Genomic DNA, 22014 nt, shown 5'->3' on the forward strand with positions numbered 1-22014 from the left:
AATCCATCAACGAAACGTTGTCAACGAAACGTTTAAGGGCTCCCGTCGGTTTGCCGATCTTCGCCGGGTGGCGTTACCTGGACCGGTGGACTATCCGTGGCTGCACGCCCCCGCCGCCGAGGTCGCCGAGACGGCACGCACCCTGCTCGGCTGGGAACTGGCCGCCGGCGGCGTCCGGATCAGGCTGACCGAGGTGGAGGCGTACGCGGGCACCGGCGAAGATCCGGCGTCGCACGCCCACCGGGGCCCCACCCCCCGGACCAGGGTGATGTTCGGTCCGGCCGGGCGCGCCTACACGTACTTCGTGTTCGGCATGCACTGGTGTCTCAACGTCGTCTGCGGCCGGGACGGTGAGGCGGCGGCGGTCCTGGTGCGCGCCGGTGAGGTGGTCGACGGGCTGCCGACCGCCCGCGCCCGTCGGGGTGACGTCGCCGACCGGGACCTGGCCCGGGGGCCGGCCCGGCTGGCCGTCGCGCTCGGCGTCACCGCGTCGGCGAACGGCACCTGCGTGCTCGACGGGAGCGGCCCCCTGCTGCTGAGCCCGCCGACCCGGCCGGTCACCCGGGCCGAGGTCTCCGCCGGCCCCCGGGTCGGGGTGGCCGCCGCCCACGACGTGCCCTGGCGGTTCTGGATCACCGGTGACCCGACGGTCAGCCCCTACCGCCGGCACGTACCCCGACGTCGCACCTGACCCGACAGCCGACCGGCCGGTCGGCGGGACCGCCGGCTCGCTGGCATTCGCGCGCAATCATGACCCTGGAGGTGGCCCGGATGGACTCACACGACGCCGGAGTGCTGGTCGGCCGGTTGGCCTGCGTGGTCATTCCGCTACTGGTGATGCTGGTGCTGGCCGCGGTGGTCGTGGTGGCGGTGCAGGTCGCCCGCCGCCGGCCGACCCCACCCGGGCCGCCCCCGGCCCCGTCCTGGCCCCCGCCCGGTCCGGCCGGGTCCGGCCCGCCCGCCGCGCCGCCGCACCCCACGCCGCCGGCCCCCGCCGGTCCGCCGTCGGGCGCATCGGACCAGCCCGACCCGGGTACGCCCCCGCAGGGGGAGCGGCCACCGGCGGGGTGACCGGGGCCACCCCACGCGTGGTCGCCGCCGGAATAGTTGACGCTGCAACTATGTTGTGCGCGACGTCCGGGTACCACGAACGGTCCCGGTATCTCAGACGCGAGGAGCTGGTCATGCAGTTCGGAGTCTTCACCGTCGGCGATGTCACGGTCGACCCGACCACCGGACGGGAGCCGACCGAGCACGAGCGGATCAAGGCGATGGTGGCGATCGCCCTCAAGGCCGAAGAGGTCGGTCTCGACGTCTTCGCCACCGGTGAGCACCACAACCGCCCGTTCGTCCCCTCCTCGCCCACCACCATGCTGGGGCACATCGCCGCCCGTACCGAGCGGCTGCTGCTGTCCACCTCGACCACGCTGATCACCACCAACGACCCGGTGAAGATCGCCGAGGACTACGCCATGCTCCAGCACCTGGCCGACGGCCGGGTGGACCTGATGATGGGGCGCGGCAACACCGGGCCGGTCTACCCGTGGTTCGGGCAGGACATCCGCAACGGCATCCGGCTGGCCGTGGAGAACTACGAGCTGCTGCACCGGCTGTGGCGCGAGGACGTCGTCGACTGGCAGGGCAAGTTCCGCACCCCGTTGCAGTCGTTCACATCCACCCCGCGCCCGCTCGACGGCGTGCCGCCGTTCGTCTGGCACGGCTCGATCCGCAGCCCCGAGATCGCCGAGCAGGCCGCGTACTACGGTGACGGCTTCTTCGCCAACCACATCTTCTGGCCCAGGGAGCACACCCAGCGGATGGTCGGCCTCTACCGGCAGCGCTTCGCCCACTACGGCCACGGCTCGCCCGAGCAGGCCATCGTCGGGCTCGGCGGCCAGGTGTTCATGCGGCGCAACTCGCAGGACGCGGTCCGCGAGTTCCGGCCGTACTTCGACAACGCGCCGGTCTACGGGCACGGGCCGTCGCTGGAGGAGTTCACCCGCCAGACCCCGCTGACCGTGGGCAGCCCGCAGCAGGTCATCGACCGTACCCTCGGCTTCCGCGAGTACGTCGGCGACTACCAGCGGCAGCTGTTCCTGCTCGACCACGCGGGGCTGCCCCTGAAGACGGTGCTGGAGCAGCTCGACCTGCTCGGCGAGGAGGTCGTACCGGTGCTGCGCAAGGAGTTCGACGCGCTGCGCCCGGCGCACGTGCCGGTCGCGCCCACCCACGCGTCGCTGGTCGCCGCCCGCGACGCCGCCGACCGGGCGGCCACCGGGGCGGCCGACGCGGGTGACCTGGCCGGGGCCGGGGCGGAGGGTCGGCGATGACCCGCCGCACCCTGGCCGTGGTGTCGGCGGGGCTGAGTCAACCGTCGTCCACCCGGCTGCTCGCCGACCAGCTCGCCGCGGCCGCCCGCGACGAGCTGGTCCGGCGCGGCGACGAGGTGGAACTGCGGGTGGTGGAGCTGCGCGACCACGCCCACGACGTGGTGAACAACCTGCTCACCGGGTTCCCGTCGACCGAGCTGCGGGCCGCCCTCGACGCGGTCACCGGTGCCGACGGCATCGTCGCCGTCACGCCGATCTTCAACGCGTCCTACAACGGGCTGTTCAAGTCCTTCTTCGACGTGGTGGACGCCCAGGCGCTTGTCGACCGGCCGGTGCTGATCGGCGCGACCGGCGGCACCGCCCGGCACTCGCTGGCCCTGGAACACGCCGTCCGGCCGATGTTCGGCTACCTGCGGGCGGTGGTGCTGCCGACGTCGGTCTTCGCCGCGCCTGAGGACTGGTCCGGCGGCACCGCCGAGGGGGCGCTACGGTCCCGCATCCAGCGCGCCGGCCGGGAACTGGCCGACCAGGTCGACAGGCGTCCGCCTGCTGCCGGCCCGGCCGACCCGTTCGCCCTCACCACCGACTTCGCCGAACTCCTCGGCGGCGGTCGGGAGGACTGACCCTCACCGGTACGGGTGGGCCACCAGCACCGGGCAGTGGGCGTGCTGCACCACCGCCTGGCTGACCGAACCCAGCAGCAGGCCGGTGAAACCACCCCGCCCCCGGGTGCCGACGGCCAGCACCGACGCCGTCGCGCTCGCCTCGACCAGGCCCTGCGCCACCCCGACCGCCCGGACCGGGTGCTCCCGCAGCACCACGTCCGGGTGGTCGGCGCGCACGGCGGCGGACGCCTCGGCGAGCAGCCGCACGGCGTGCGCCCGGTACGCGGCCTCTGCCTGCTCCGCGTCGACCTCGTCCCGCTCCGGCGGGGTGGGGCCGACGTGCACCAGCACCAGCGGGACCCCCCGGCGGACGGCCTCGGCGGCGGCCTGGTCGGCGGCCACCCCGGCGGCCGGCGAGCCGTCCACGCCCACCAGCACCGGCCCGTCCGGGCGACCCGCGGGGGTCTCCGGGCGCACCACCAGCACCGGGCAGTGCGCGTGCGCGGCGACCTGCGCGCCGACCGAGCCGAGCAGCAACCCGGTGAACCCGCCCAGACCCCGGCTGCCCACCACCACCAGGTCGGCCCGGCGGGACTCCTCGACCAGCGTCGCGCCCGCCCCACCGGCGACCTGCCGCGCCTGCACGGTCAGCCCCGACCACCTGTCGGTCAGCTCGGCGGCGGTCCGCTCCAACATCCGCTGCGCCTCCTGCGACGGCGCGGGCACCCCCAGGTCGTACGGGTTCAGCGGGATGCCGTACCCGAGCGGGTGCAGGTAGCCGTGCACCAGGTGCAGGGACGCGCCGCGCAGCACCGCCGCGTGGGCGGCCTGCTCCGCGGCGGCCAGGCTGGCCGGCGATCCGTCCACCCCCACCACCACCGGTCGTGTCATCGGCCCTCCCAGGATCGGTTCTGCCCGTGTCGCCGGTCCTGCCCTCGTCGCCGGCCCAGCCCATTGTCGACGCGCCGGCCCGCCCGCGCCGGCAGGTCACCCGGCCGGGCGTGCCGCCGCCCCGACGGTCAGGCCGGCCGGCGTCGGACGATCACCAGTGGGCTGTGCGCGTGGTGCAGCACCGCGTGGCTGACCGATCCGAGCAGCACCCCGCCCAACGCGCCACGGCCGTGCGCGCCGACGACGGTGAGCTGGGCGGACGCCGACTCCTCGACCAGCACCCGGGCCGCCGCGCCGGGCACCAGCCGCCGGGTCACCGGCACGTCCGGATAGCGTTGCGACCAGCCGGCCAGCGCCTCGGCGAGCACCCGCTCCTCCTCGGTGGCGACCGCCTCCACGTCGTAGACCAGCGGCAGCACGTCACCCGGGCCGATCGGTGCCGGGGTCAGCCAGGCGTGCACGGCCAGCAGCCCGGTGTCGCGCTGCGCCGCCGCGGCGAAGGCGAACCCGAGCGCCTCGGTGGACAGCGCCGACCCGTCCACCCCGACCAGCACCGGGCCGTCCGCCCGTGGCTCACCCCGGACCACCAGCACCGGGCAGTCGGCGCGGGCCGAGACCTGCACCGCCACCGAACCGATCAGCAGCCCGGCGAAGCCGCCCAGCCCCCGGGTGCCGAGCACCACCAGCGCCGCGTCGCGGGCCTCGCGCAGCAGCACCGGGGTCGGCGCGCCGTCGGACAGGTAGCCGGTGACGGTCAGCTCCGGGGCGATCTTGCCGGCTTCGGCGACCGCCTCGGTGACGATCCGTTCGGCCTCGTTGCGCAGTCCGCCGTCCGGCGGTCCGACGGGCGCGGGGCCGAGCGGGACGCCGAAGAGCGGCCAGACGAACGCGTGCACCACCCGCAGCGGGCGGTTGCGGGCGACGGCCTCCCGGGCGGCCACCCCGACCGCGTCCAACGCCGATCGGGAACCGTCCACACCCACCACGACGGGGGCACCGGCTCTGTTGGTCATCACGTCCTCCTTCGTCCCTCTCCAGCCTGGCCCGGCCCGGCCGGCCCGGTCAGGGGCGTCCGGCCCCGCCGGCGGGCCCAAGGTCCCGGGTGGGGCGGTCGGGCGGTGGGCGCTGCGCCATGTCGCCGAAGTTGCGGTTTCGGAGCCGTCGGACACCGCTGTTTCGGTGCCATGGAGTTGATCGAGCGTCACGTCGTCGTCGTGGCGCACCCCCGGGTCGGCCGGGGCTCGGGCGATCCGCCGCAGGTCACGGGACCAACGGCCCTGCCGCTCGGCCGCCGACGGGTGTGCCATGGAGGCGACGACCACCGGCGAAGGGCACCCCGATGACCCCTCTGGAGATGCTCACCGAGCACCCGTTCCTCGCCGGGCTGCCGCCGCAGTGGCTGCCCCGGCTGACCGGGTACGCCCGACCGGTGGTCTGGCACCCCGGTCACCGGCTGTTCCGCGCCGGTCAGCCGGCGGAACGGTTCTGGCTGGTCCGGGGCGGTGAGGTGGCGCTGGACTTCCCGGTCCCCGCACGCGGCGACGTCGGCATCGAGTCGATCGGGGCGGGTGGGGTGCTGGGCTGGTCGTGGCTGTTCCCGCCGTACCGCTGGCAGTTCGGTGCGGTGGCCGTCCGACGGACCCCGACCGTGGAGTTCACCGCCGAGGGGGTACGCCGGCTGATGGAGTCCGACGACGCCCTGGGTCGGCAGCTCACCACCCGGTTCATGAGCGTGGTGGTGGACCGGCTCCAGGCGTCCCGGGTCCGGCTGCTCGACCTGTACGGCTACCCGACCTCGGCCGCGAGCTGACCCGCGCCCGCGTCGAGGCACCCGGCGGCGTCGGCCCGGACCGCGCAACCGGCGTCGGGGCGGTGCGCGGGGCGACGACCAGGCCGGCCGGGCGGACGAAGACCGACCGGCGGGCCACCGCGTCGCCCCGGTCGTCGAGCCGGTAGCCGTCGAGCCAGACCCAGCCGTCGTACGTCGGCCAGTCGAGCACGCGGATCACCCGGAACCGGACCGGCCTGACGAACTGGACGCTGGCCGCGCGGGTCAGCAGGAGCAGGTCGCCCGCCCTCGGCGGGGGCGCGTTCACCGCCGGCCGAACACGCTGCGGTACCGACGCCACGCCCTGATCCGGGTGCGCGCGGCCTCCACCGCCGGGCAGAGGCCGGTGCCGGTGCACCGCTCGCACCGCCGGTCGCGGTGCTGGTCCAGGCAGCGCCAGGCCAACACGATCAGGTACGGCACCGCGCGGTGTCGACACATTGCGCCTCCCGGGGGTGGGGTCGTCGCGGCACCCCGCCCCGCCGAGCCCCGCTCCACCAGGGCGGAGGCACCGCGTCACCGATTCCACACCCTTGGTCACCCCGTGTCAATGTTGACGCGTACACGTAAGCGCGATGTAGTTAACGTGCCATCTGAGACGCGATTGCGCTAGCGTGCAAACATGATCGTGTCAACTCCGGCACGCGCGCACCGGTCTACCTTTCGGGCATGACTGATGAGGTGCCGGGGCCACTCGTCGCCGCAGGCGAGATCCTGAAGATGCTGAATGTCAGCCGGTCACGGTTCCGGGCCATCGCGCTGCACCCGAACTTTCCGCGCCCGTTCCAGACGTTGTCGGTCGGCTCGGTGTGGCTGCGGTCCGACGTCGAGGCGTACATCCGGGACCACCGCCGCCCCAGGCCGTCGGCAGACGACGACGAGCAGGGCTGAGACGCCGGGTCAGGTGACGGTCAGGCCGCGTTCGGTGAACTGGCCCCGGACCCGGGCCACCAGCTCCGGGGGCGGCGGTTCCGTGCGGGCCAGCGGAAAGGTCAACCCCAGCTCGGCGTACTTGTGCGCGCCGAGGCGGTGGAACGGCAGCACCTCGACCCGCTGCACGGTGGCCAGCCCAGCGACGAAGTCGGCGACGCCCGCCACGTTCTCCTCGGCGTCGGTGAGGCCGGGGACCAGCACGAACCGTACCCAGATCGGGGTGCCCCGGTCGGCGAGCCGGCGGCCGAAGCGCAACGTCGGGGTGACCGACCCGGTGCGGGTGACCCGGCGGTAGGTCGCCGGGTCCCACGACTTGACGTCCAGCAGCACCAGGTCGGTGGCGTCGAGTAGGGCGTCGTCGGCGCGGACGCCGAGGAAGCCCGAGGTGTCCAACGCGGTGTGCAGGCCCAGGTCGTGACAGCGGCGCAGCACCTCACCGGTGAACCGGGGCTGCATCAGCGGCTCGCCGCCACTGATCGTCACCCCGCCACCGGCCACCGCGATGAACCGCCGGTACGGCTCGATCTGCGCCATCAGCTCGTCGACGGTGCGGTGCCGGCCGCTGCGCCGGTACCAGGTGTCCGGGCTGTGGCAGTACCGGCAGCGCAGCGGGCAGCCGGCGAGGAAGGCCACGAACCGGGTGCCCGGCCCGTCCACCCCGACCGACACGTCCCACGAGTGCACCGCCCCGGTCGGCACGCCGTCGCCCCGCCGGGTGGCGGTGGCGACGGCGTCGGGCGGCCGGACGTTCACAGCGACCCGTGGAAGGTCCGGGACACCACGTCCTCCTGCTGTTCCCGGGTGAGCCGGACGAAGTTCACCGCGTACCCCGAGACCCGGACGGTCAACTGCGGGTAGCGCTCCGGGTGCGCCATCGCGTCGACCAGGGTGGCCCGGTCCAGCACGTTGACGTTGAGGTGGAACCCGCCGGCGTCGGTGTAGCCGTCCAGCACCCCGGCCAGGTTGTCGATCCGCTCGTCGCGGGTGTGGCCCAACCCGTCCGGGGTCACCGTCGAGGTCAGCGAGATGCCGTCGCGGGCGGCGTCGTACGGCAGCTTCGCCACCGACAGCGCGGCGGCCACCAGCCCGTGGCTGTCCCGGCCGTTCATCGGGTTCGCGCCCGGGGCGAACGGCTCACCGGCCCGCCGGCCGTCCGGGGTGTTGCCGGTGTGCTTGCCGTACACCACGTTCGAGGTGATGGTCAGCACCGACATGGTCAGCTCGGCGTCGCGGTAGGTGCGCTGCCGGCGCAGCTTCGCCGCGAACGTCTCGGTCAGCCACACCGCGATCGCGTCGGCCCGCTCGTCGTTGTTGCCGTACGTCGGCGGTTCCCCCTCGACCACGTAGTCGATCGCCAGGCCGGTGTCGTCGCGCAGCACCTTCACCTTGCCGTAGCGGATCGCGGCGAGGCTGTCCACCGCCACCGACAGCCCGGCGATGCCGGTGGCCATGAACCGGCGCACCGGATGGTCGTGCAGGGCCATTTCCAGCCGCTCGTAGGCGTACCGGTCGTGCTGGTGGTGGATCACGTTCAGCGCGTCCACGTACGTCTCGGCCAGCCAGTCCAGGGTGCGCTCGTAGGCGGCCAGCACCTCGGCGTAGTCGAGGGTCTCCCCGCCGACCGGGGCGCTGGCCGGGGCGACCTGCTCACCGGTGATCTCGTCGCGCCCGCCGTTGATCGCGTACAGCAGGGCCTTGGCGAGGTTGGCCCGCGCGCCGAAGAACTGCATGTCCCGGCCCACCCGCATCGCCGACACGCAGCAGGCGATCGCGGTGTCGTCGTCGTACGCGGGTCGGATCAGGTCGTCGTTCTCGTACTGGATGGCGCTGGTGTCCAGCGACACCTGGGCGCAGAACCGCTTGAATCCCTGCGGCAGCCGGGGCGACCAGAGCACCGTCAGGTTCGGCTCCGGCGCGGGACCGAGGTTGTAGAGGGTCTGCAGGTAGCGGAAGCTGGTCCGGGTCACCAGCGGCCGACCGTCGGCACCCATCCCGCCGAGCGCCTCGGTGACCCAGGTCGGGTCGCCGGAGAAGAGCTGGTCGTACTCGGGGGTGCGCAGGAACCTGACGATCCGCAGCTTGATCACGAAGTCGTCGACCAGCTCCTGGGCGTCGATCTCGGTCAGCCGCCCCTCGGCGAGATCCCGCCGCAGGTAGACGTCGACGAACCCGGCGGTACGCCCCAGCGACATCGCCGCGCCGTTCTGCTCCTTGGTGGCGGCCAGGTAGGCGAAGTAGAGCCACTGGATCGCCTCCCGGCCGGTGGTGGCCGGGCCGGAAATGTCGTAGCCGTAGCTTTCGGCCATCTGCGCCAGCTCGCCGAGGGCCCGGATCTGCTCGGCCAGCTCCTCACGGTCCCGGATCACCTCGTCGGTCGACGGCCGGTCGTCCAGCGCCGCCTTGAGCGCCTTACGCTCGGCGACCAACCGGTCCACCCCGTACAGCGCCACCCGCCGGTAGTCGCCGATGATCCGTCCCCGCCCGTACGCGTCGGGCAGCCCGGTGATGACGTGCGAGCGACGCGCGGCGAGCACGTCGGCCGGGTACGCGTCGAACACCGCGTCGTTGTGCGTCTTGCGGTACGTGGTGAAGATCCGGTGCACCTGCGGGTCGGCGGGGTAGCCGTACGCCTTCAGCGCGGTCTCCACCATCCGCAGCCCACCGGCGGGCATGATGGCCCGGCGCAGCGGCGCGTCGGTCTGCAACCCGACGATCAGCTCCCGCTCCCGGTCGATGTACCCGGGGGCGTGCGCGGTGATGGTGGACGGGGTGGCGGCGTCGACGTCGTACACGCCGCGTCGGCGTTCCTCGACGAACATCGACCGCAGCGTGCCCCAGACCTCCAGGGTGCGGCAGGTGGGTCCGGTGAGGAACGACGCGTCCCCGGTGTAGGGCTCGTGGTTGTCCCGGACGAAGGCGGCCACGTCGACGGTGTCGCGCCAGGCGTCGCCGGTGAAGCCGCGCCACGGGTCGAGATGTGCGGTGCCGGTCATGATCGGTCCTTCCGCGCTGGTCGGGTCCGGCGGCCTGGGTCGCCGGGGTGTTGCGCCTGCACCATCAGCCTCGTCGGGTCGGTCCGTCCCGGGCAGAGGCGCAGGACCACCCCCGCCCGGGACCAAAGACCCCCGGCGGCCGGTCAGCGCCGCACGACGAGCCGTTGGGCGCGCAGCAGCCGCGCCCACCACGGCCGGGGCGTCGCCGGGCGCAGCGCGGGCACCCGCGCTCCGCGCAGGCTGACCCAGCCGCCGGGCCCCATGGTGACCGTGCCGATCGCCGGTGGCCGACGCCGCGCCACCACCGCCACGCCCGCGGTGAGCAGGGCGGCGGCGGCGGCGCCGGCCGCGGCGGCGAGCACCCGGTCCGGGTCGGGCAGCGCCCGGTAGCGGACCCGCCCGTCGGCGAGCACGAACGCCCCGACGGCCCGCCCGTCGCGGGTCACCGGCACCAGTGCGGCGGCCGGCGAACCGGGCAGCGTCAGCACCGGCCCCACCGGCCCGGCCGTCGTGGTCCCGGTCGCCTCCACCGGGGTACGCGGCATCGGCGGTGGGCCCAGCGTGGCGGGTCCGGTCGGGTTGAAGATCGCGGTCATGGCGCTGCCTCCTATCGGCTGTCGGACGTGCCGGTGCCGGCGGCGACGGCGGCCCGGCCCGCCGCGAGCCGGGCGACCGGCACCCGGTACGGCGAGCACGAGACGTAGTCCAGGCCGGCGTCGGCGAAGAACGCCACCGAAGCGGGGTCGCCGCCGTGCTCGCCGCAGACCCCGACGGTCAACTCCGGGCGGGTGGCCCGCCCCTGTGCCACGGCCAGCCGCACGAGCTGACCCACCCCGACGGTGTCGAGGCTCTCGAACGGCGACACCTCGAAGATCCCCCGCTCCAGGTACGCCCCGAAGAACGACCCCTCCACGTCGTCGCGGGAGAACGCCCAGGTGAGCTGGGTCAGGTCGTTGGTGCCGAAGGAGAAGAAGTGCGCCTGGGTGGCGATCTGTCCGGCGGTCAGCGCCGCCCGGGGCACCTCGATCATCGTGCCGATCGGCACGGCCGGCGCGTCGGGCACCTCGGCGAGCACCCGCTCGGCCTCCGCCCGCACGACCGCCAACTCCCGCACGTCACCCACCAGCGGCACCATGATCTCCGGGCGGGGGTCCCCGCCGTCGCGGACCCGCTGCGCCGCCGCCTCGGCCACCGCCCGCACCTGCATGGCGAACAACCCGGGCACCACCAGCCCGAGGCGCACCCCGCGCAGCCCCAGCATCGGGTTGGCCTCGTGCATCCGGCGGACCGCCGCCAGCAGCTCCCCGTCGCGTCCCGGGTCCCGGCCCGACGCCTCGGCGCGGGCGACCCGCGCGGTCAGCTCGGCCAGCGGCGGCAGGAACTCGTGCAGCGGCGGGTCGATCAGCCGGATCGTCACCGGCAGGCCGTCCATCGCGGCGAGCAGCTCGGTGAAGTCGGCCCGCTGCAACGGCAGCAGCGCCGCCAACGCCCCGGCCACCGCGTCCGGCCCCTCGGCCAGGATCAGCCGTTCCACCAGTTCCCGCCGTCCGCCGAGGAACATGTGCTCGGTGCGGCACAGCCCGATGCCGGTGGCGCCGAGCGCGCGGGCCCGACGGGCGTCGGCGGCGGTGTCCGCGTTGGCCCGCACCCCGAGCCGGCGGACCGCGTCGGCGTGCCCGAGCAGCCGGTGCACGGCCGCCACCAGGGGGTCGGCCTGCGGGTCCAGCTCACCGGCGAGGTACCGGGCGACGGGGGAGGGCTGCACCGGCACCGCACCCGGGTAGACCCGGCCGGTGGTTCCGTCGATCGAGATCACCTCGCCGGCCCGGACCACCCGGTCGCCGACGGTGAACTCACCCCGATCGGGGTCGACCACCAGCGCGTCCGCCCCGCAGACGCACGTGCGGCCCATGCCCCGGGCCACCACAGCGGCGTGCGAGGTCTTCCCGCCCCGCGCGGTGAGCACCCCGGCGGCGGCGATCATGCCGGGCAGGTCGTCCGGGTTGGTCTCCCGACGCACCAGGATCACCGGCCCGTCGGCGGCGGTCGCGGCGGCCGAGTCGAACACCACCCGACCCACCGCCGCCCCCGGCGACGCCCCCACCCCGACGGTGAGCGGCGGCGGCGCGTCGGCCAGGTCGAACGCGGGGAACATCAACTGACCCAACTGCGCCCCGCTGACCCGGCACAACGCCTCGTCCAGGGTGATCAGCCCCTCGTCGACGAGCTGGGCGGCGATCACGAACGCGGCGGCGGCGGTCCGCTTGCCGACCCGGGTCTGCAACATCCACAGCGTGCCGCGTTCGATGGTGAACTCGACGTCGCACAGGTCCCGGTAGTGCCGTTCCAGCGTGGTCAGCACCCCGGTGAGCTGCTGGAAGCTCGCCGGGTCGAGCCGGGCCAGCTCGGGCAGGGCGACGGTGTTGCGGATGCCGGCCACCACGTCCTCCCCCTGGGCGTCGGGCAGGTAGTCGCCGTACACGCCGGGCAGGCCGGTGGCCGGGTCGCGGGTGAACGCCACCCCGGTGCCGGAGTCCGGGCCGAGGTTGCCGAAGACCATCGCCATCACGTTGACGGCGGTGCCCAGGTCGTCGGGGATGTGCTCCTGCCGCCGGTAGATCCGGGCCCGCGCGGAGTTCCACGACGCGAACACCGAGCACACGGCCTGCCGCAACTGCTCCTGCGGGGACTGCGGGAACTCGTGCCCCACCACCCGCAGGAAGATCTTCTGGTACGTCGACACCAGGTCGCGCAGTTGTCCGGCGTCCGGCCCGTCCGGGCCGGCGGTGGCCCGCAGGGCGGCCAACTCGTTGTCGAACTCCTCCGCCGGCACCCCGTGCACGGTCCGGCCGAACATCTGGATCAACCGCCGGTACGAGTCCCACGCGAACCTCGCGTCGCCGGTGCGGGCGGCCAGCCCCGCCACGGTGGCGTCGGTGAGCCCGATGTCCAGGATCGTCTCCATCATCCCGGGCATCGAGTACCGGCCGCCGGAACGCACCGCCAGCAGCAGCGGGTCGTGCGGGTCGCCGAGCCGCCGGCCCACCTGCCGCTCCACCCGCCGCAGGTGGGTGTCGACCTCCGCGAACAGCCCGTCCGGCGGCGACCCGGTGGCCAGGTACGCCCGGCAGGCGTCGGTGCCGATGGTGAAGCCCGGCGGCACCGGCAACCCGAGGCGGGTCATCTCGGCGAGGTTGGCGCCCTTGCCGCCGAGCAGGTCGGCCCTGCTGCGGTCACCCTCGATGAAGTCGTAGACGTACCTGGTCATGGCCCCGGCCTCCACTCCACTCGCCGGTCGGACCTGTCCCTTCGTTGGTAGCAACGCCGGGGGGTCCACCGGCAGGGCCGGACGGTACGCCGAGCGGGCCACAGGTCCCGACGTGTCGGTGCCGGTGCGTATCCTCCGGGCGGTGACCGCCGATGTGTCCCTGCGCCCGGTGCGCGACGACGACCTGCCGCACTTCTTCGTCCACGAGCAGGACCCGGAGGCGGCCTGGATGGCGGCGTTCGGCCCGGCCGACCCGACCGACCGGGCGGTCTTCGACGCGCACTGGGCCCGCATCCGCGCCGACCCCCGGGTGGTCAACCGCACGGTGGTCGTCGACGGCGCGGTGGTCGGGCACGTGGCGGCCTTCCCGGTGGGCGAACACACCGAGGTCAGCTACTGGATCGACCCGCGCCGGTGGGGGCGCGGGCACGCCACCGCCGCGCTGACCGCCCTGCTGCGGGAGCTGCCGCACCGGCCGCTGCGGGCCCGCGCCGCGAAGGACAACCGGGCCTCCCTGGCGGTGCTGCGCAAGTGCGGCTTCGTCGTCGTCGGCGAGGACTCGGGATTCGCTCCCGGCCGGGGCATCGAGGTCGAGGAATGGCTGCTGGAGCTGCCCGACGTGCCCGCTGACCAGCGCGGGCACTAGTCTCGCGGAGTGAACTGGCTCGAACTCGTCGGCTGGGCCGGCTCCGCGCTGCTGGTCTGGTCGCTGCTGCAGACGCGCATCCTGCGGCTGCGCGCCCTCAACCTGGTCGGCTGCCTGATCCTGATCGGCTACAACGCCGCCGTGCAGGTCTGGCCGATGGTCGGCCTCAACGTGGTGCTCGCCGTGATCAACGTGTGGTACCTGCGGACGATGCTGGCCACCCGGCACGACGACCGCGCCTACCAGGTGGTCGAGGTGGGCGTCGGCGACCAGTTCCTGGCCCACACGCTGCGGGTGCACGCCGCCGACATCGCCCGGTTCAACCCCGACTTCCGCCCACCCCCGGCCGACGCCGACCGGTCGGCCTTCCTGGTGGTACGCGACGACGAGGTGGTCGGGGTGGTGCTGTCGCACGCCGAGGCGGACGGCGTCGCCCAGATCGACCTGGACTACGTCACCCGCCGCTTCCGCGACTTCACCCCCGGCGAGTTCGTCTACCGCCGCAGCAGCCTGTTCACCGACCGGGGGTTCCGCCGGGTGGTCAGCCCACCGGGCATGGTCGCCCCCTACTACCACCGGCTCGGCTTCCGCCCCGAGGGCGACGCGTACGTCCTCGACCTGACACCCGCCACCGCCGGACGCGGCTGACCGCACGGGCCGGCGCACCGGTCGGACCCGCCGCCGGTGACCGGTCGGGGTCACCGGGAGGATTCGCGGACCGCGCGGTTGGGCACAGACTGGGCTACGCCGGGCGGGTCCTCCGCCCGGCGGCGTCGGCGGTGTCGCCGACGCCCACCGCCTGAGGGAGAGTGCCGGGCGTGCAGAGCTACTGGAGCCAGTTGGCCCTGGTCGGAGTCCTGGTGGTGCTCAACGCGATCTTCGCGGGCAGCGAGATGGCGCTGGTGTCGCTGCGGGACAGCCAAGTGCAGCGGCTGGAACGCACCAGCCGGGCCGGCCGGGTGCTCGCCCGGCTCGCCAAGGACCCGAACCGCTTCCTCGCCACCATCCAGATCGGCATCACCCTGGCCGGGTTCCTCGCCTCGGCCGCCGCGGCGGTCTCCCTGGCCAGGCCGCTGGTGCCGCTGCTCGGGTTCCTCGGCGGGGCCGCCGAGACGGTGGCCATCGTGCTGGTCACCCTGGTCCTGACCTTCGTCACCCTGGTCTTCGGTGAGCTGGCCCCGAAGCGGATCGCCATGCAGCGCGCCGAACGCTGGGCGCTGCTGGTGGCCCGCCCCCTGGACATCCTGTCCAGCTTCACCCGCCCGGCGGTGTGGCTGCTCGGCGCCACCAGCGACCTGGTGGTCCGCCTCGCCGGGGTCGACCCGAAGCACCAGCCCGACGAGATCGGCCCCGACGAGCTGCGCGACATCGTCGCCGGCAACCACGGCTTCACCAAGGAGCAACGCACGATCATCGCCGGCGCGGTGGAGATCGCCGACCGGCAGCTGCGCGCGGTGCTCGTACCCCGGTTGCAGGTCTTCACGCTCGACAGCGGGACCACCGCGGAGGCCGCCCGGCTGCTGCTGGCCGCCACCGGCCACTCCCGGGCCCCGGTGGTCCGCCACGGCGGCCTCGACGACGCGGTCGGCGTGATCCACCTGCGCGACCTGGTGGGGGTGCCGGACGACCGGCCGGTCGACGACTGCGCCCGCCCGCCGATGCTGCTGCCCGACTCGCTGCCGGTGGTCGACGCACTGCGCCAGTTCAAGGCAGAACGGCAGCACATCGCCCTGGTCGTCGACGAGCGGGGCGCGGTCGACGGCATCGTCACCCTGGAGGACATCCTGGAGGAGATCGTCGGGGAGATCTACGACGAGACCGACCGGGACGTCCGCGCGGTGCGCACCGAGGACGACGGCTCGCTGGTGCTGCCCGGCACCTTCCCCGTGCACGACCTGACCGACATCGGCGTCGAGGTGCCCAACCGGCCCGCCGGTGACTACACCACCGTCGCCGGCATGGTGCTGTCCTGCCTCGGGCACATCCCCACCGTCGCCGGGGAGCAGGTCACCATCGACGAGTGGGAAATCACCGTCACCGACGTCGACCAGCGCGCCATCACCCAGATCCGGCTGCACCACGCCCCGACCGCGACCCCCGCCGAGGAACCGGAACCCGTACCCGACGAGGCCCACGCCTGACCCGACCCGGGATCAGTGCGGGGGCGTCGGGTCGCCGAACGGGAAACCCGGCACCGGGGGCAGCAACTGCACCTGGTCGGCGGGGAACTGGCGGGTGTCCCGGCTCAACGCCCACGCCGTCACCCGGATGAGCCAGGGGCCGGACGGGTGCCGCTGCGCCCCGATCAACCGGCCCCACACCCGACTCCACCAGTGACCGGTCACCAGCACGTCGGTCAGCCGCAGCCGGCCGTCCGGGAAGTCCCCCCGCACCACCACGTCCACCACCCGCCCCAGCCGCCGGCCGTGCAGGTCGTACGCGGTGCGCCCGAGCAGCTCACCCACTCGCACGGTCGGCCCCCGGAATCCGGTCGATCAGGTGCCGCCGCAGCCACGTCTCCACCGGCGGGCGGGGCAACTCGTCGGCGCGGGCCCGCAGCCGGACCGCACTGTCGATCCGGGCCACCTGCCCGAACGGGATGCGCAGCGGAGCCGACGCCTCCTCGGTGAACCGGTCGGCGAGCGCCACCAGCAGCCGCCCGACCCGGCCACCGATCCGCCGCCCCAGCGCGCCCTGCCCGGTCAGCAGGTACGCCACGTACGGCACGCCCCGCCCGTCGACGGCGAACTCGACGTCGTCGACCTTGCCCAGCAGCACCCCGTCGGCGTCGACGATCTGCCGGTCGAGCAGTTGCCGGCCGAGCTGGACCCTCACCGCCCCATCCCCGTCCCGACCGCCAGCGGAACCGCCGCCACCGACGCCGCCACGATCACCAGCAGGAACACCGCACCGAGCAGGTTGAGCCACGGCCCGTTCACGTCGTCACCCAGGTACGTCCGGTCGTTGGCGACGACCAGGATCGGCAGGTACGTCAACGGCAGCACCACCGCGCTGGCGACGAGCATGTACTCGGTCAACCGCACCGGGTCGACGGTGGTGGCCAGCAGCAGCGTCGCGGCCAGCACGCTGACCAGCAGCACGCTGTGGAACCGGGCGGCCTCCCGGGGACTGACCCGCTTGCCCCACTGCCAGCCGAAGTACTGCGCCGCCGCGTACGCCGCCGACAGCCCGGTCTCCAACGCGGCCCCGAACGTCACCGCGAAGAACGCCAGCGCGGCGACCGCCAGCCCCACCCCGCCGAACGCCAGCACCACCGGCTCGGCGACCTGGTCGAGGGTCGACAGCGACACCCCGGCCGGGTGGAACACCACCGCGGCCGTGGCGATCAGCGACAACGCCAGCAGACCGCCGACCGGGAAACCGATGAGCACGCTCGACCGCGCGTCGGCCAGGTCGGCGGCGCTCCAGTTCTCCTCCACCCCGCCGGAGGAGAAGAAGAACACCTCGTACGGGCTGACCGTGGAGGCGAACAGCGCCACCGCCACGAACCAGTACGCCCCCCAGCCCTGCCCGGCCGGATTCGGGTGCAGGGCGTCGTGGCCGAGCGCCGCCCAGTCCGTCGGCAGCCGGAACAGCGCCACGGCGAAGACCAGCAGGGTCAAGCCGGCCAGCCCGAACACCCGCTCCATCAGCTGGAACCGCATCCGCCACAGCACCAGCCAGACCGCGAACGCCGCGACCGGCACCCACAGCAGGTAACTCACCCGGGACGCCAGTTGCAGCGCCAGCGCCACCCCGCCCAGCTCGGCGGCCAGGGTCAACACCGTGACCAGGTAGGACGCCGCCAGGTTGAGCAGCGCCACGCGGGGACCCAACCGCTCCCGGACCAGGTCGAACACCGCCCGGCCGCTGACCGCCGCGATCCGACCTGCCATCTCCGCGTACGCGCAGATGCCGACCACGCCGAGCAGCAGCACCCAGGCGTGGGCCATGCCGAAACGTGCCCCCGCCTGACCCGCCGCCACCAGGTCGCCGATGTCGACGAAACCGCCGATGGCCGAGAGCACCCCGAGGGTGGCGGCGAGGAGCTTCCTCACGTGCGGACGGGATCGGCGGCGGTCATCGAGGCGACGATATCGGCGCAGTGCCCCTTGTAACGGGCGAACCGGGCAGGCTCGCCGCTCCCGCCCGGCGGGTCAGTCCCGGCTGAGGTTCTGCAACCGCACCTGACCCCGCGACACCAGGCGTCCCTCCGCGTCGGTGATCTCCACCTGCCAGAGCTGCTGGCTGCGCCCCCGGTGCACCGGGGTGCCCACGGCCACCAGCTCGCCCTCGCGGACCGCGCGCAGGAAGTCCGTCTGGTTGGAGACTCCGACGACGCTGCCCCGGTCGCCCAGCCAGAGCGTGCCGCCCACACTGCCGACCGTCTCCACCACGGCGCAGTAGACCCCGCCGTGCAGGATGCCGGCCGGCTGGTGCAGCTCGGGCCGCACCTTCCACCGGATCACCACCCGGTCCCCGCTGGCCTCGTCGAACGTCAGCCCCAGCAGACCGACCAGACCGTCCGTCATCTCCGGGATCTCCACGGCTGTTCCTCCTCGTCGCACCGGCCGGGCCAGCCTAGCCGCGCCGCCCGGCGGCAAACCCGGTACGGCCCCAGGTCGGCGATGGGGGAGAATCGGTGACCGTGACCGACAGCAACCTCCCGCACGGGCGGGACTCCCTGACCGAAGACCTGCGGTGGCGCGGCCTGATCCAGGACTCCACCGGCCCCGACGAGCTGCGCGACCTGCTCGACGGCGGGGCGGCCACCTTCTACGTGGGCTTCGACCCGACCGCGCCCAGCCTGCACGTCGGCCACCTGATGCAGGTCACCACCGCCCGCCGGCTCCAACTCGCCGGGCACCGGCCGCTGCTGCTGGTGGGTGGCGCCACCGGCCAGATCGGCGACCCGAAGGAGAGCGCCGAGCGCACCCTCAACCCGCCCGAGGTGGTGGCCGGCTGGGTGCAACGCATCCGCGACCAGCTCGCGCCGTTCGTGTCGTACACCGGGCAGAACGCGGCGCAACTGGTCAACAACCTGGAGTGGACCGGCGAGATGTCGGTGGTCGAGTTCCTGCGGGACGTCGGCAAGCACTTCCCGGTCAACAAGATGCTCGCCCGCGAGGTGGTGCGGGCCCGGCTGGAGACCGGCATCAGCTTCACCGAGTTCAGCTACCAGCTCCTGCAGGCCAACGACTTCTTCGAGCTGCACCGCCGGCACGGCTGCCAGCTCCAGTACGGCGGCTCCGACCAGTGGGGCAACATCACCGCCGGCGTCGACTACGTCCGTCGCCGGGGGGCCGGCCCGGTGCAGGCCTTCACCACCCCGCTGGTCACCCGCTCCGACGGCACCAAGTTCGGCAAGACCGAGGGTGGCGCGGTCTGGCTCGACCCGGAGATGACCAGCCCGTACGCCTTCTACCAGTTCTGGGTCAACGCCGACGACCGGGACGTCACCCGCTACCTGCGGTACTTCAGCTTCCGCTCCCGCGAGGAACTGGAGGCGCTGGAGAAGGAGACGGCGGAACGGCCGGCGGCCCGCGGCGCCCAACGGGCCCTCGCCGAGGAACTCACCACGCTGGTCCACGGCGCGGAGGAGACCCGGCAGGCCGTCGCCGCCAGTCAGGCTCTCTTCGGCCGGGGCTCGCTCGACGAGTTGGCCCCGGAGACGCTGCGCGCCGCGCTGACCGAGGCCGGCCTGGTGCAGCTCACCGGTGAGCTGCCCGACGTGGCCGGGCTGCTGCGCGACTCGGGTCTGGTCGGCGGGCTCAAGGAGGCCCGCCGGGTGATCACCGAGGGCGGTGCGTACGTGAACAACACCCGGGTCACCGACGTCGACGCGACCGTCGACCCGGCCGACCTGCTGCACGGTCGCTACCTGGTGCTACGCCGGGGCAAGCGGTCCTTCGCCGGGGTCGAGCTGCGTCCCTGACCCGGTCGTCCCGGCGTGTGGGGGCTTTTCCCGCCGGTCGGGGTGCTGCCGCCGTCCGTCCCCGGTCGGTGCGCCGACCGACCCTGGCCGGCCGGCCTGACCGTTCTCGGCCGGTCCCGTCCGTCCCCGGTAGGCGGCCCGGCGAGGACGGCCCGGACGGTGCCTCCGCCTGACGGGTTGCCCGCGCTCGACGGTTGCCCCTGCCCGACGGTTGCCCGCGCTCGACGGGGCGGCCCGCGCTCGACGGGTGGGCTGGTGCGCGGCAGTGTGACGTGCGACGCGTCCGCCGGATTTGACGATCATCGCGGCGGACGCGTAACTTTCTCTCTGCCAGCGCGGAACGGACGAACCGGGGCGAATGCCTCGAAGGCCGGAGCGCGGTGTGAGGCACCGGCTTCGCGGGGTTGTCCTTCGCGGAGTACGGACCGGGCGGTGCCCGGATCGGCCCAGGGGGTCGATTTGGTGAGGCGAAACCGACCGGGTAGTGTATGACGCCGGCAGGGAACCGGGCGAGCGTGTGGGAGACCGCACCGGCCGGCCTGACGGAAATCGCGAAGGCTTCCGGTGTGAGCCGGGTGTTTTCGTGGTGTGTGGAAAATGTGGTGGAAGTGGTGTGGATCGCTACAGAGCGGTTTGACATGGCGGATACCACCGGGTAACGTAGTAAAAGTGCCCGGCGCGGGAGCGCGGGGTGTGGTGTAGGGAAATGCCCCAGGTCGGGGGTTCTGCGGTTGCGGGGCTTCCGGGTGGTGTGTGGTTGTTCTTTGAGAACTCAACAGGGTGCTTGTAAAGCCAGTGCCAATTGTTTTATACCCCGGACTGGCCGAATCTGAGTCTTCGGGTTTGGTTGGTTGGGATTCCTTTGGCAACATTTGTTTGTTGTCGGGATTGCTGTTCAACAGGTTTTTGTTGGAGAGTTTGATCCTGGCTCAGGACGAACGCTGGCGGCGTGCTTAACACATGCAAGTCGAGCGGAAAGGCCCTTCGGGGTACTCGAGCGGCGAACGGGTGAGTAACACGTGAGTAACCTGCCCTAGGCTTTGGGATAACCCTCGGAAACGGGGGCTAATACCGGATATGACCTTTCCCCGCATGGGGTTTGGTGGAAAGTTTTTCGGCCTGGGATGGGCTCGCGGCCTATCAGCTTGTTGGTGGGGTGATGGCCTACCAAGGCGACGACGGGTAGCCGGCCTGAGAGGGCGACCGGCCACACTGGGACTGAGACACGGCCCAGACTCCTACGGGAGGCAGCAGTGGGGAATATTGCACAATGGGCGGAAGCCTGATGCAGCGACGCCGCGTGAGGGATGACGGCCTTCGGGTTGTAAACCTCTTTCAGCAGGGACGAAGCGTAAGTGACGGTACCTGCAGAAGAAGCACCGGCCAACTACGTGCCAGCAGCCGCGGTAAGACGTAGGGTGCGAGCGTTGTCCGGATTTATTGGGCGTAAAGAGCTCGTAGGCGGCTTGTCGCGTCGACCGTGAAAACTTGGGGCTCAACCCCAAGCCTGCGGTCGATACGGGCAGGCTAGAGTTCGGTAGGGGAGACTGGAATTCCTGGTGTAGCGGTGAAATGCGCAGATATCAGGAGGAACACCGGTGGCGAAGGCGGGTCTCTGGGCCGATACTGACGCTGAGGAGCGAAAGCGTGGGGAGCGAACAGGATTAGATACCCTGGTAGTCCACGCTGTAAACGTTGGGCGCTAGGTGTGGGGGGCCTCTCCGGTTCCCTGTGCCGCAGCTAACGCATTAAGCGCCCCGCCTGGGGAGTACGGCCGCAAGGCTAAAACTCAAAGGAATTGACGGGGGCCCGCACAAGCGGCGGAGCATGCGGATTAATTCGATGCAACGCGAAGAACCTTACCTGGGTTTGACATGGCCGCAAAACTTCCAGAGATGGGAGGTCCTTCGGGGGCGGTCACAGGTGGTGCATGGCTGTCGTCAGCTCGTGTCGTGAGATGTTGGGTTAAGTCCCGCAACGAGCGCAACCCTCGTTCGATGTTGCCAGCGCGTTATGGCGGGGACTCATCGAAGACTGCCGGGGTCAACTCGGAGGAAGGTGGGGATGACGTCAAGTCATCATGCCCCTTATGTCCAGGGCTTCACGCATGCTACAATGGCCGGTACAATGGGTTGCGATACCGTGAGGTGGAGCGAATCCCAAAAAGCCGGTCTCAGTTCGGATCGGGGTCTGCAACTCGACCCCGTGAAGTCGGAGTCGCTAGTAATCGCAGATCAGCAACGCTGCGGTGAATACGTTCCCGGGCCTTGTACACACCGCCCGTCACGTCACGAAAGTCGGCAACACCCGAAGCCGGTGGCCCAACCCTTGTGGAGGGAGCCGTCGAAGGTGGGGCTGGCGATTGGGACGAAGTCGTAACAAGGTAGCCGTACCGGAAGGTGCGGCTGGATCACCTCCTTTCTAAGGAGCACCATCCACCGAAAGGTGGCATGGAGCCCGCACTGCCCGAATGTGGTGGTGGGGTGCTCAGATGGCGGAGACACTGGCGAGCTTTCCTCTGGCAACGGCCGGGATACCTAGTACAGCCACTTCGGTGGTGGGAACGGTTCCTCCTGGTGCGGCTG

General features: G+C 72.5%; 22 protein-coding genes and 1 rRNA gene. 11 read left to right on the forward strand and 12 right to left on the reverse strand.

Translation table 11 applies throughout. The annotated features are described in order from the left end of the window. Nucleotides 1-85: 85 nt before the first annotated feature. The 4 genes from ACN261_RS20125 (at nucleotide 86) to ACN261_RS20140 (ending at nucleotide 2953) form a co-directional block, all read left to right on the forward strand. Nucleotides 86-691, forward strand: coding sequence for a DNA-3-methyladenine glycosylase (locus ACN261_RS20125; protein ID WP_425851533.1), 606 nt, complete (start codon nucleotides 86-88; stop codon nucleotides 689-691). Nucleotides 692-771: 80 nt separating this feature from the next. Then, nucleotides 772-1071, forward strand: coding sequence for a hypothetical protein (locus ACN261_RS20130; RefSeq protein WP_421481255.1), 300 nt, complete (start codon nucleotides 772-774; stop codon nucleotides 1069-1071). 113 nt (nucleotides 1072-1184) lie between these two features. Beyond that, the gene (locus ACN261_RS20135) at nucleotides 1185-2330 is read left to right on the forward strand and encodes an LLM class flavin-dependent oxidoreductase (protein ID WP_421481256.1); all 1146 of its coding nucleotides are present in this window, start codon (nucleotides 1185-1187) and stop codon (nucleotides 2328-2330) included. Next, entirely contained in the window at nucleotides 2327-2953 is a 627-nt protein-coding gene (locus ACN261_RS20140; RefSeq protein WP_425851535.1) for an FMN reductase, read from the forward strand. The genes ACN261_RS20135 and ACN261_RS20140 overlap by 4 nt, the downstream gene beginning before the upstream one ends. 3 nt (nucleotides 2954-2956) lie before the next feature. Here the strand turns inward: ACN261_RS20140 and ACN261_RS20145 are convergent, their stop codons facing one another. After that, on the reverse strand, nucleotides 2957-3826 hold the full coding sequence (locus tag ACN261_RS20145) for a universal stress protein (protein ID WP_425851537.1): 870 nt from the start codon (nucleotides 3824-3826) through the stop codon (nucleotides 2957-2959). 128 nt (nucleotides 3827-3954) lie between these two features. Beyond that, complete coding sequence (locus tag ACN261_RS20150) at nucleotides 3955-4839, reverse strand: universal stress protein (RefSeq protein WP_425851539.1); 885 nt, start codon at nucleotides 4837-4839, stop codon at nucleotides 3955-3957. 326 nt (nucleotides 4840-5165) lie between these two features. Between ACN261_RS20150 and ACN261_RS20155 the strand changes: the two genes are divergently transcribed. After that, nucleotides 5166-5636, forward strand: a complete 471-nt coding sequence (locus tag ACN261_RS20155; RefSeq protein ID WP_067305204.1) for a cyclic nucleotide-binding domain-containing protein — start codon at nucleotides 5166-5168, stop codon at nucleotides 5634-5636. Here the strand turns inward: ACN261_RS20155 and ACN261_RS20160 are convergent. After that, nucleotides 5551-5922, reverse strand: a complete 372-nt coding sequence (locus ACN261_RS20160) for a hypothetical protein (RefSeq protein ID WP_421481260.1) — start codon at nucleotides 5920-5922, stop codon at nucleotides 5551-5553. The two genes, ACN261_RS20155 and ACN261_RS20160, sit on opposite strands and share 86 nt — an antisense overlap. Then, nucleotides 5919-6095, reverse strand: a complete 177-nt coding sequence (locus ACN261_RS20165) for a hypothetical protein (protein WP_425851541.1) — start codon at nucleotides 6093-6095, stop codon at nucleotides 5919-5921. The genes ACN261_RS20160 and ACN261_RS20165 overlap by 4 nt, the downstream gene beginning before the upstream one ends. A 228-nt stretch (nucleotides 6096-6323) precedes the next feature. Between ACN261_RS20165 and ACN261_RS20170 the strand changes: the two genes are divergently transcribed. Next, complete coding sequence (locus ACN261_RS20170; RefSeq protein WP_204927708.1) at nucleotides 6324-6545, forward strand: helix-turn-helix transcriptional regulator; 222 nt, start codon at nucleotides 6324-6326, stop codon at nucleotides 6543-6545. Between the two features lie 9 nt (nucleotides 6546-6554). Here ACN261_RS20170 and pflA read toward each other — a convergent pair whose 3' ends face one another. The 4 genes from pflA to ppdK all read right to left on the reverse strand — a co-directional run bounded on the left by pflA (nucleotide 6555) and on the right by ppdK (nucleotide 12848). After that, complete coding sequence (gene pflA, locus ACN261_RS20175; protein ID WP_425851543.1) at nucleotides 6555-7340, reverse strand: pyruvate formate-lyase-activating protein; 786 nt, start codon at nucleotides 7338-7340, stop codon at nucleotides 6555-6557. Beyond that, nucleotides 7337-9580 (reverse strand): formate C-acetyltransferase, encoded by a 2244-nt coding sequence (gene pflB, locus ACN261_RS20180; protein WP_425851545.1) that lies wholly within the window; start codon nucleotides 9578-9580, stop codon nucleotides 7337-7339. The genes pflA and pflB overlap by 4 nt, the downstream gene beginning before the upstream one ends. Before the next feature lie 143 nt (nucleotides 9581-9723). Then, nucleotides 9724-10176: a hypothetical protein gene (locus tag ACN261_RS20185; protein WP_425851547.1), complete on the reverse strand. Its 453-nt coding sequence runs from the start codon at nucleotides 10174-10176 to the stop codon at nucleotides 9724-9726. Between the two features lie 11 nt (nucleotides 10177-10187). Continuing rightward, on the reverse strand, nucleotides 10188-12848 hold the full coding sequence (gene ppdK, locus ACN261_RS20190) for a pyruvate, phosphate dikinase (protein WP_425851549.1): 2661 nt from the start codon (nucleotides 12846-12848) through the stop codon (nucleotides 10188-10190). Between the two features lie 142 nt (nucleotides 12849-12990). Here ppdK and ACN261_RS20195 point away from each other — a divergent pair, with 142 nt between their 5' ends. The 3 genes from ACN261_RS20195 to ACN261_RS20205 all read left to right on the forward strand — a co-directional run bounded on the left by ACN261_RS20195 (nucleotide 12991) and on the right by ACN261_RS20205 (nucleotide 15635). Then, nucleotides 12991-13494 carry a GNAT family N-acetyltransferase gene (locus ACN261_RS20195; protein ID WP_425851551.1) on the forward strand — a complete coding sequence of 168 codons (504 nt, stop codon included), beginning with the start codon at nucleotides 12991-12993 and terminating at the stop codon, nucleotides 13492-13494. Between the two features lie 9 nt (nucleotides 13495-13503). After that, nucleotides 13504-14142, forward strand: coding sequence for a hypothetical protein (locus ACN261_RS20200; protein WP_425851553.1), 639 nt, complete (start codon nucleotides 13504-13506; stop codon nucleotides 14140-14142). Nucleotides 14143-14312: 170 nt separating this feature from the next. Then, entirely contained in the window at nucleotides 14313-15635 is a 1323-nt protein-coding gene (locus ACN261_RS20205) for a hemolysin family protein (RefSeq protein ID WP_421481268.1), read from the forward strand. A gap of 12 nt (nucleotides 15636-15647) precedes the next feature. Here ACN261_RS20205 and ACN261_RS20210 read toward each other — a convergent pair whose 3' ends face one another. The 4 genes from ACN261_RS20210 to ACN261_RS20225 all read right to left on the reverse strand — a co-directional run bounded on the left by ACN261_RS20210 (nucleotide 15648) and on the right by ACN261_RS20225 (nucleotide 18026). Next, on the reverse strand, nucleotides 15648-15965 hold the full coding sequence (locus tag ACN261_RS20210) for a PRC-barrel domain containing protein (protein WP_425851555.1): 318 nt from the start codon (nucleotides 15963-15965) through the stop codon (nucleotides 15648-15650). Continuing rightward, nucleotides 15952-16329: a hypothetical protein gene (locus ACN261_RS20215; protein WP_421481270.1), complete on the reverse strand. Its 378-nt coding sequence runs from the start codon at nucleotides 16327-16329 to the stop codon at nucleotides 15952-15954. The genes ACN261_RS20210 and ACN261_RS20215 overlap by 14 nt, the downstream gene beginning before the upstream one ends. Then, the gene (locus tag ACN261_RS20220) at nucleotides 16326-17552 is read right to left on the reverse strand and encodes an NRAMP family divalent metal transporter (RefSeq protein WP_421481271.1); all 1227 of its coding nucleotides are present in this window, start codon (nucleotides 17550-17552) and stop codon (nucleotides 16326-16328) included. The genes ACN261_RS20215 and ACN261_RS20220 overlap by 4 nt, the downstream gene beginning before the upstream one ends. Before the next feature lie 99 nt (nucleotides 17553-17651). Next, nucleotides 17652-18026 carry a PaaI family thioesterase gene (locus ACN261_RS20225; RefSeq protein ID WP_204927706.1) on the reverse strand — a complete coding sequence of 125 codons (375 nt, stop codon included), beginning with the start codon at nucleotides 18024-18026 and terminating at the stop codon, nucleotides 17652-17654. Nucleotides 18027-18142: 116 nt separating this feature from the next. Here ACN261_RS20225 and tyrS point away from each other — a divergent pair, with 116 nt between their 5' ends. Then, a complete protein-coding gene (gene tyrS / locus ACN261_RS20230) occupies nucleotides 18143-19429 on the forward strand; it encodes a tyrosine--tRNA ligase (protein WP_421486783.1) in 1287 nt (428 codons plus the stop codon). Between the two features lie 906 nt (nucleotides 19430-20335). Next, nucleotides 20336-21850: ribosomal RNA gene (locus ACN261_RS20235) — 16S ribosomal RNA — on the forward strand. The last annotated feature ends 164 nt before the right edge of the window (nucleotides 21851-22014 follow it).

The sequence above is a fragment of the Micromonospora sp. WMMD723 genome, assembly GCF_049863385.1.
GTDB classification, from domain to species: domain Bacteria; phylum Actinomycetota; class Actinomycetes; order Mycobacteriales; family Micromonosporaceae; genus Micromonospora; species Micromonospora wenchangensis.

What these genes read in the sequence shown, in the direction of transcription:
- pflB (WP_425851545.1), bottom strand. Translation starts at nt 9,580, where the DNA reads ATGACCGGCACCGCACATCTCGACCCGTGGCGCGGCTTCACCGGCGAC.
- ACN261_RS20150 (WP_425851539.1), bottom strand. Translation starts at nt 4,839, where the DNA reads ATGACCAACAGAGCCGGTGCCCCCGTCGTGGTGGGTGTGGACGGTTCC.
- ACN261_RS20130 (WP_421481255.1), top strand. Translation starts at nt 772, where the DNA reads ATGGACTCACACGACGCCGGAGTGCTGGTCGGCCGGTTGGCCTGCGTG.
- ACN261_RS20140 (WP_425851535.1), top strand. Translation starts at nt 2,327, where the DNA reads ATGACCCGCCGCACCCTGGCCGTGGTGTCGGCGGGGCTGAGTCAACCG.
- ACN261_RS20170 (WP_204927708.1), top strand. Translation starts at nt 6,324, where the DNA reads ATGACTGATGAGGTGCCGGGGCCACTCGTCGCCGCAGGCGAGATCCTG.
- ACN261_RS20225 (WP_204927706.1), bottom strand. Translation starts at nt 18,026, where the DNA reads ATGACGGACGGTCTGGTCGGTCTGCTGGGGCTGACGTTCGACGAGGCC.
- ACN261_RS20135 (WP_421481256.1), top strand. Translation starts at nt 1,185, where the DNA reads ATGCAGTTCGGAGTCTTCACCGTCGGCGATGTCACGGTCGACCCGACC.
- ACN261_RS20145 (WP_425851537.1), bottom strand. Translation starts at nt 3,826, where the DNA reads ATGACACGACCGGTGGTGGTGGGGGTGGACGGATCGCCGGCCAGCCTG.
- ACN261_RS20155 (WP_067305204.1), top strand. Translation starts at nt 5,166, where the DNA reads ATGACCCCTCTGGAGATGCTCACCGAGCACCCGTTCCTCGCCGGGCTG.
- ACN261_RS20165 (WP_425851541.1), bottom strand. Translation starts at nt 6,095, where the DNA reads ATGTGTCGACACCGCGCGGTGCCGTACCTGATCGTGTTGGCCTGGCGC.
- ACN261_RS20185 (WP_425851547.1), bottom strand. Translation starts at nt 10,176, where the DNA reads ATGACCGCGATCTTCAACCCGACCGGACCCGCCACGCTGGGCCCACCG.
- ppdK (WP_425851549.1), bottom strand. Translation starts at nt 12,848, where the DNA reads ATGACCAGGTACGTCTACGACTTCATCGAGGGTGACCGCAGCAGGGCC.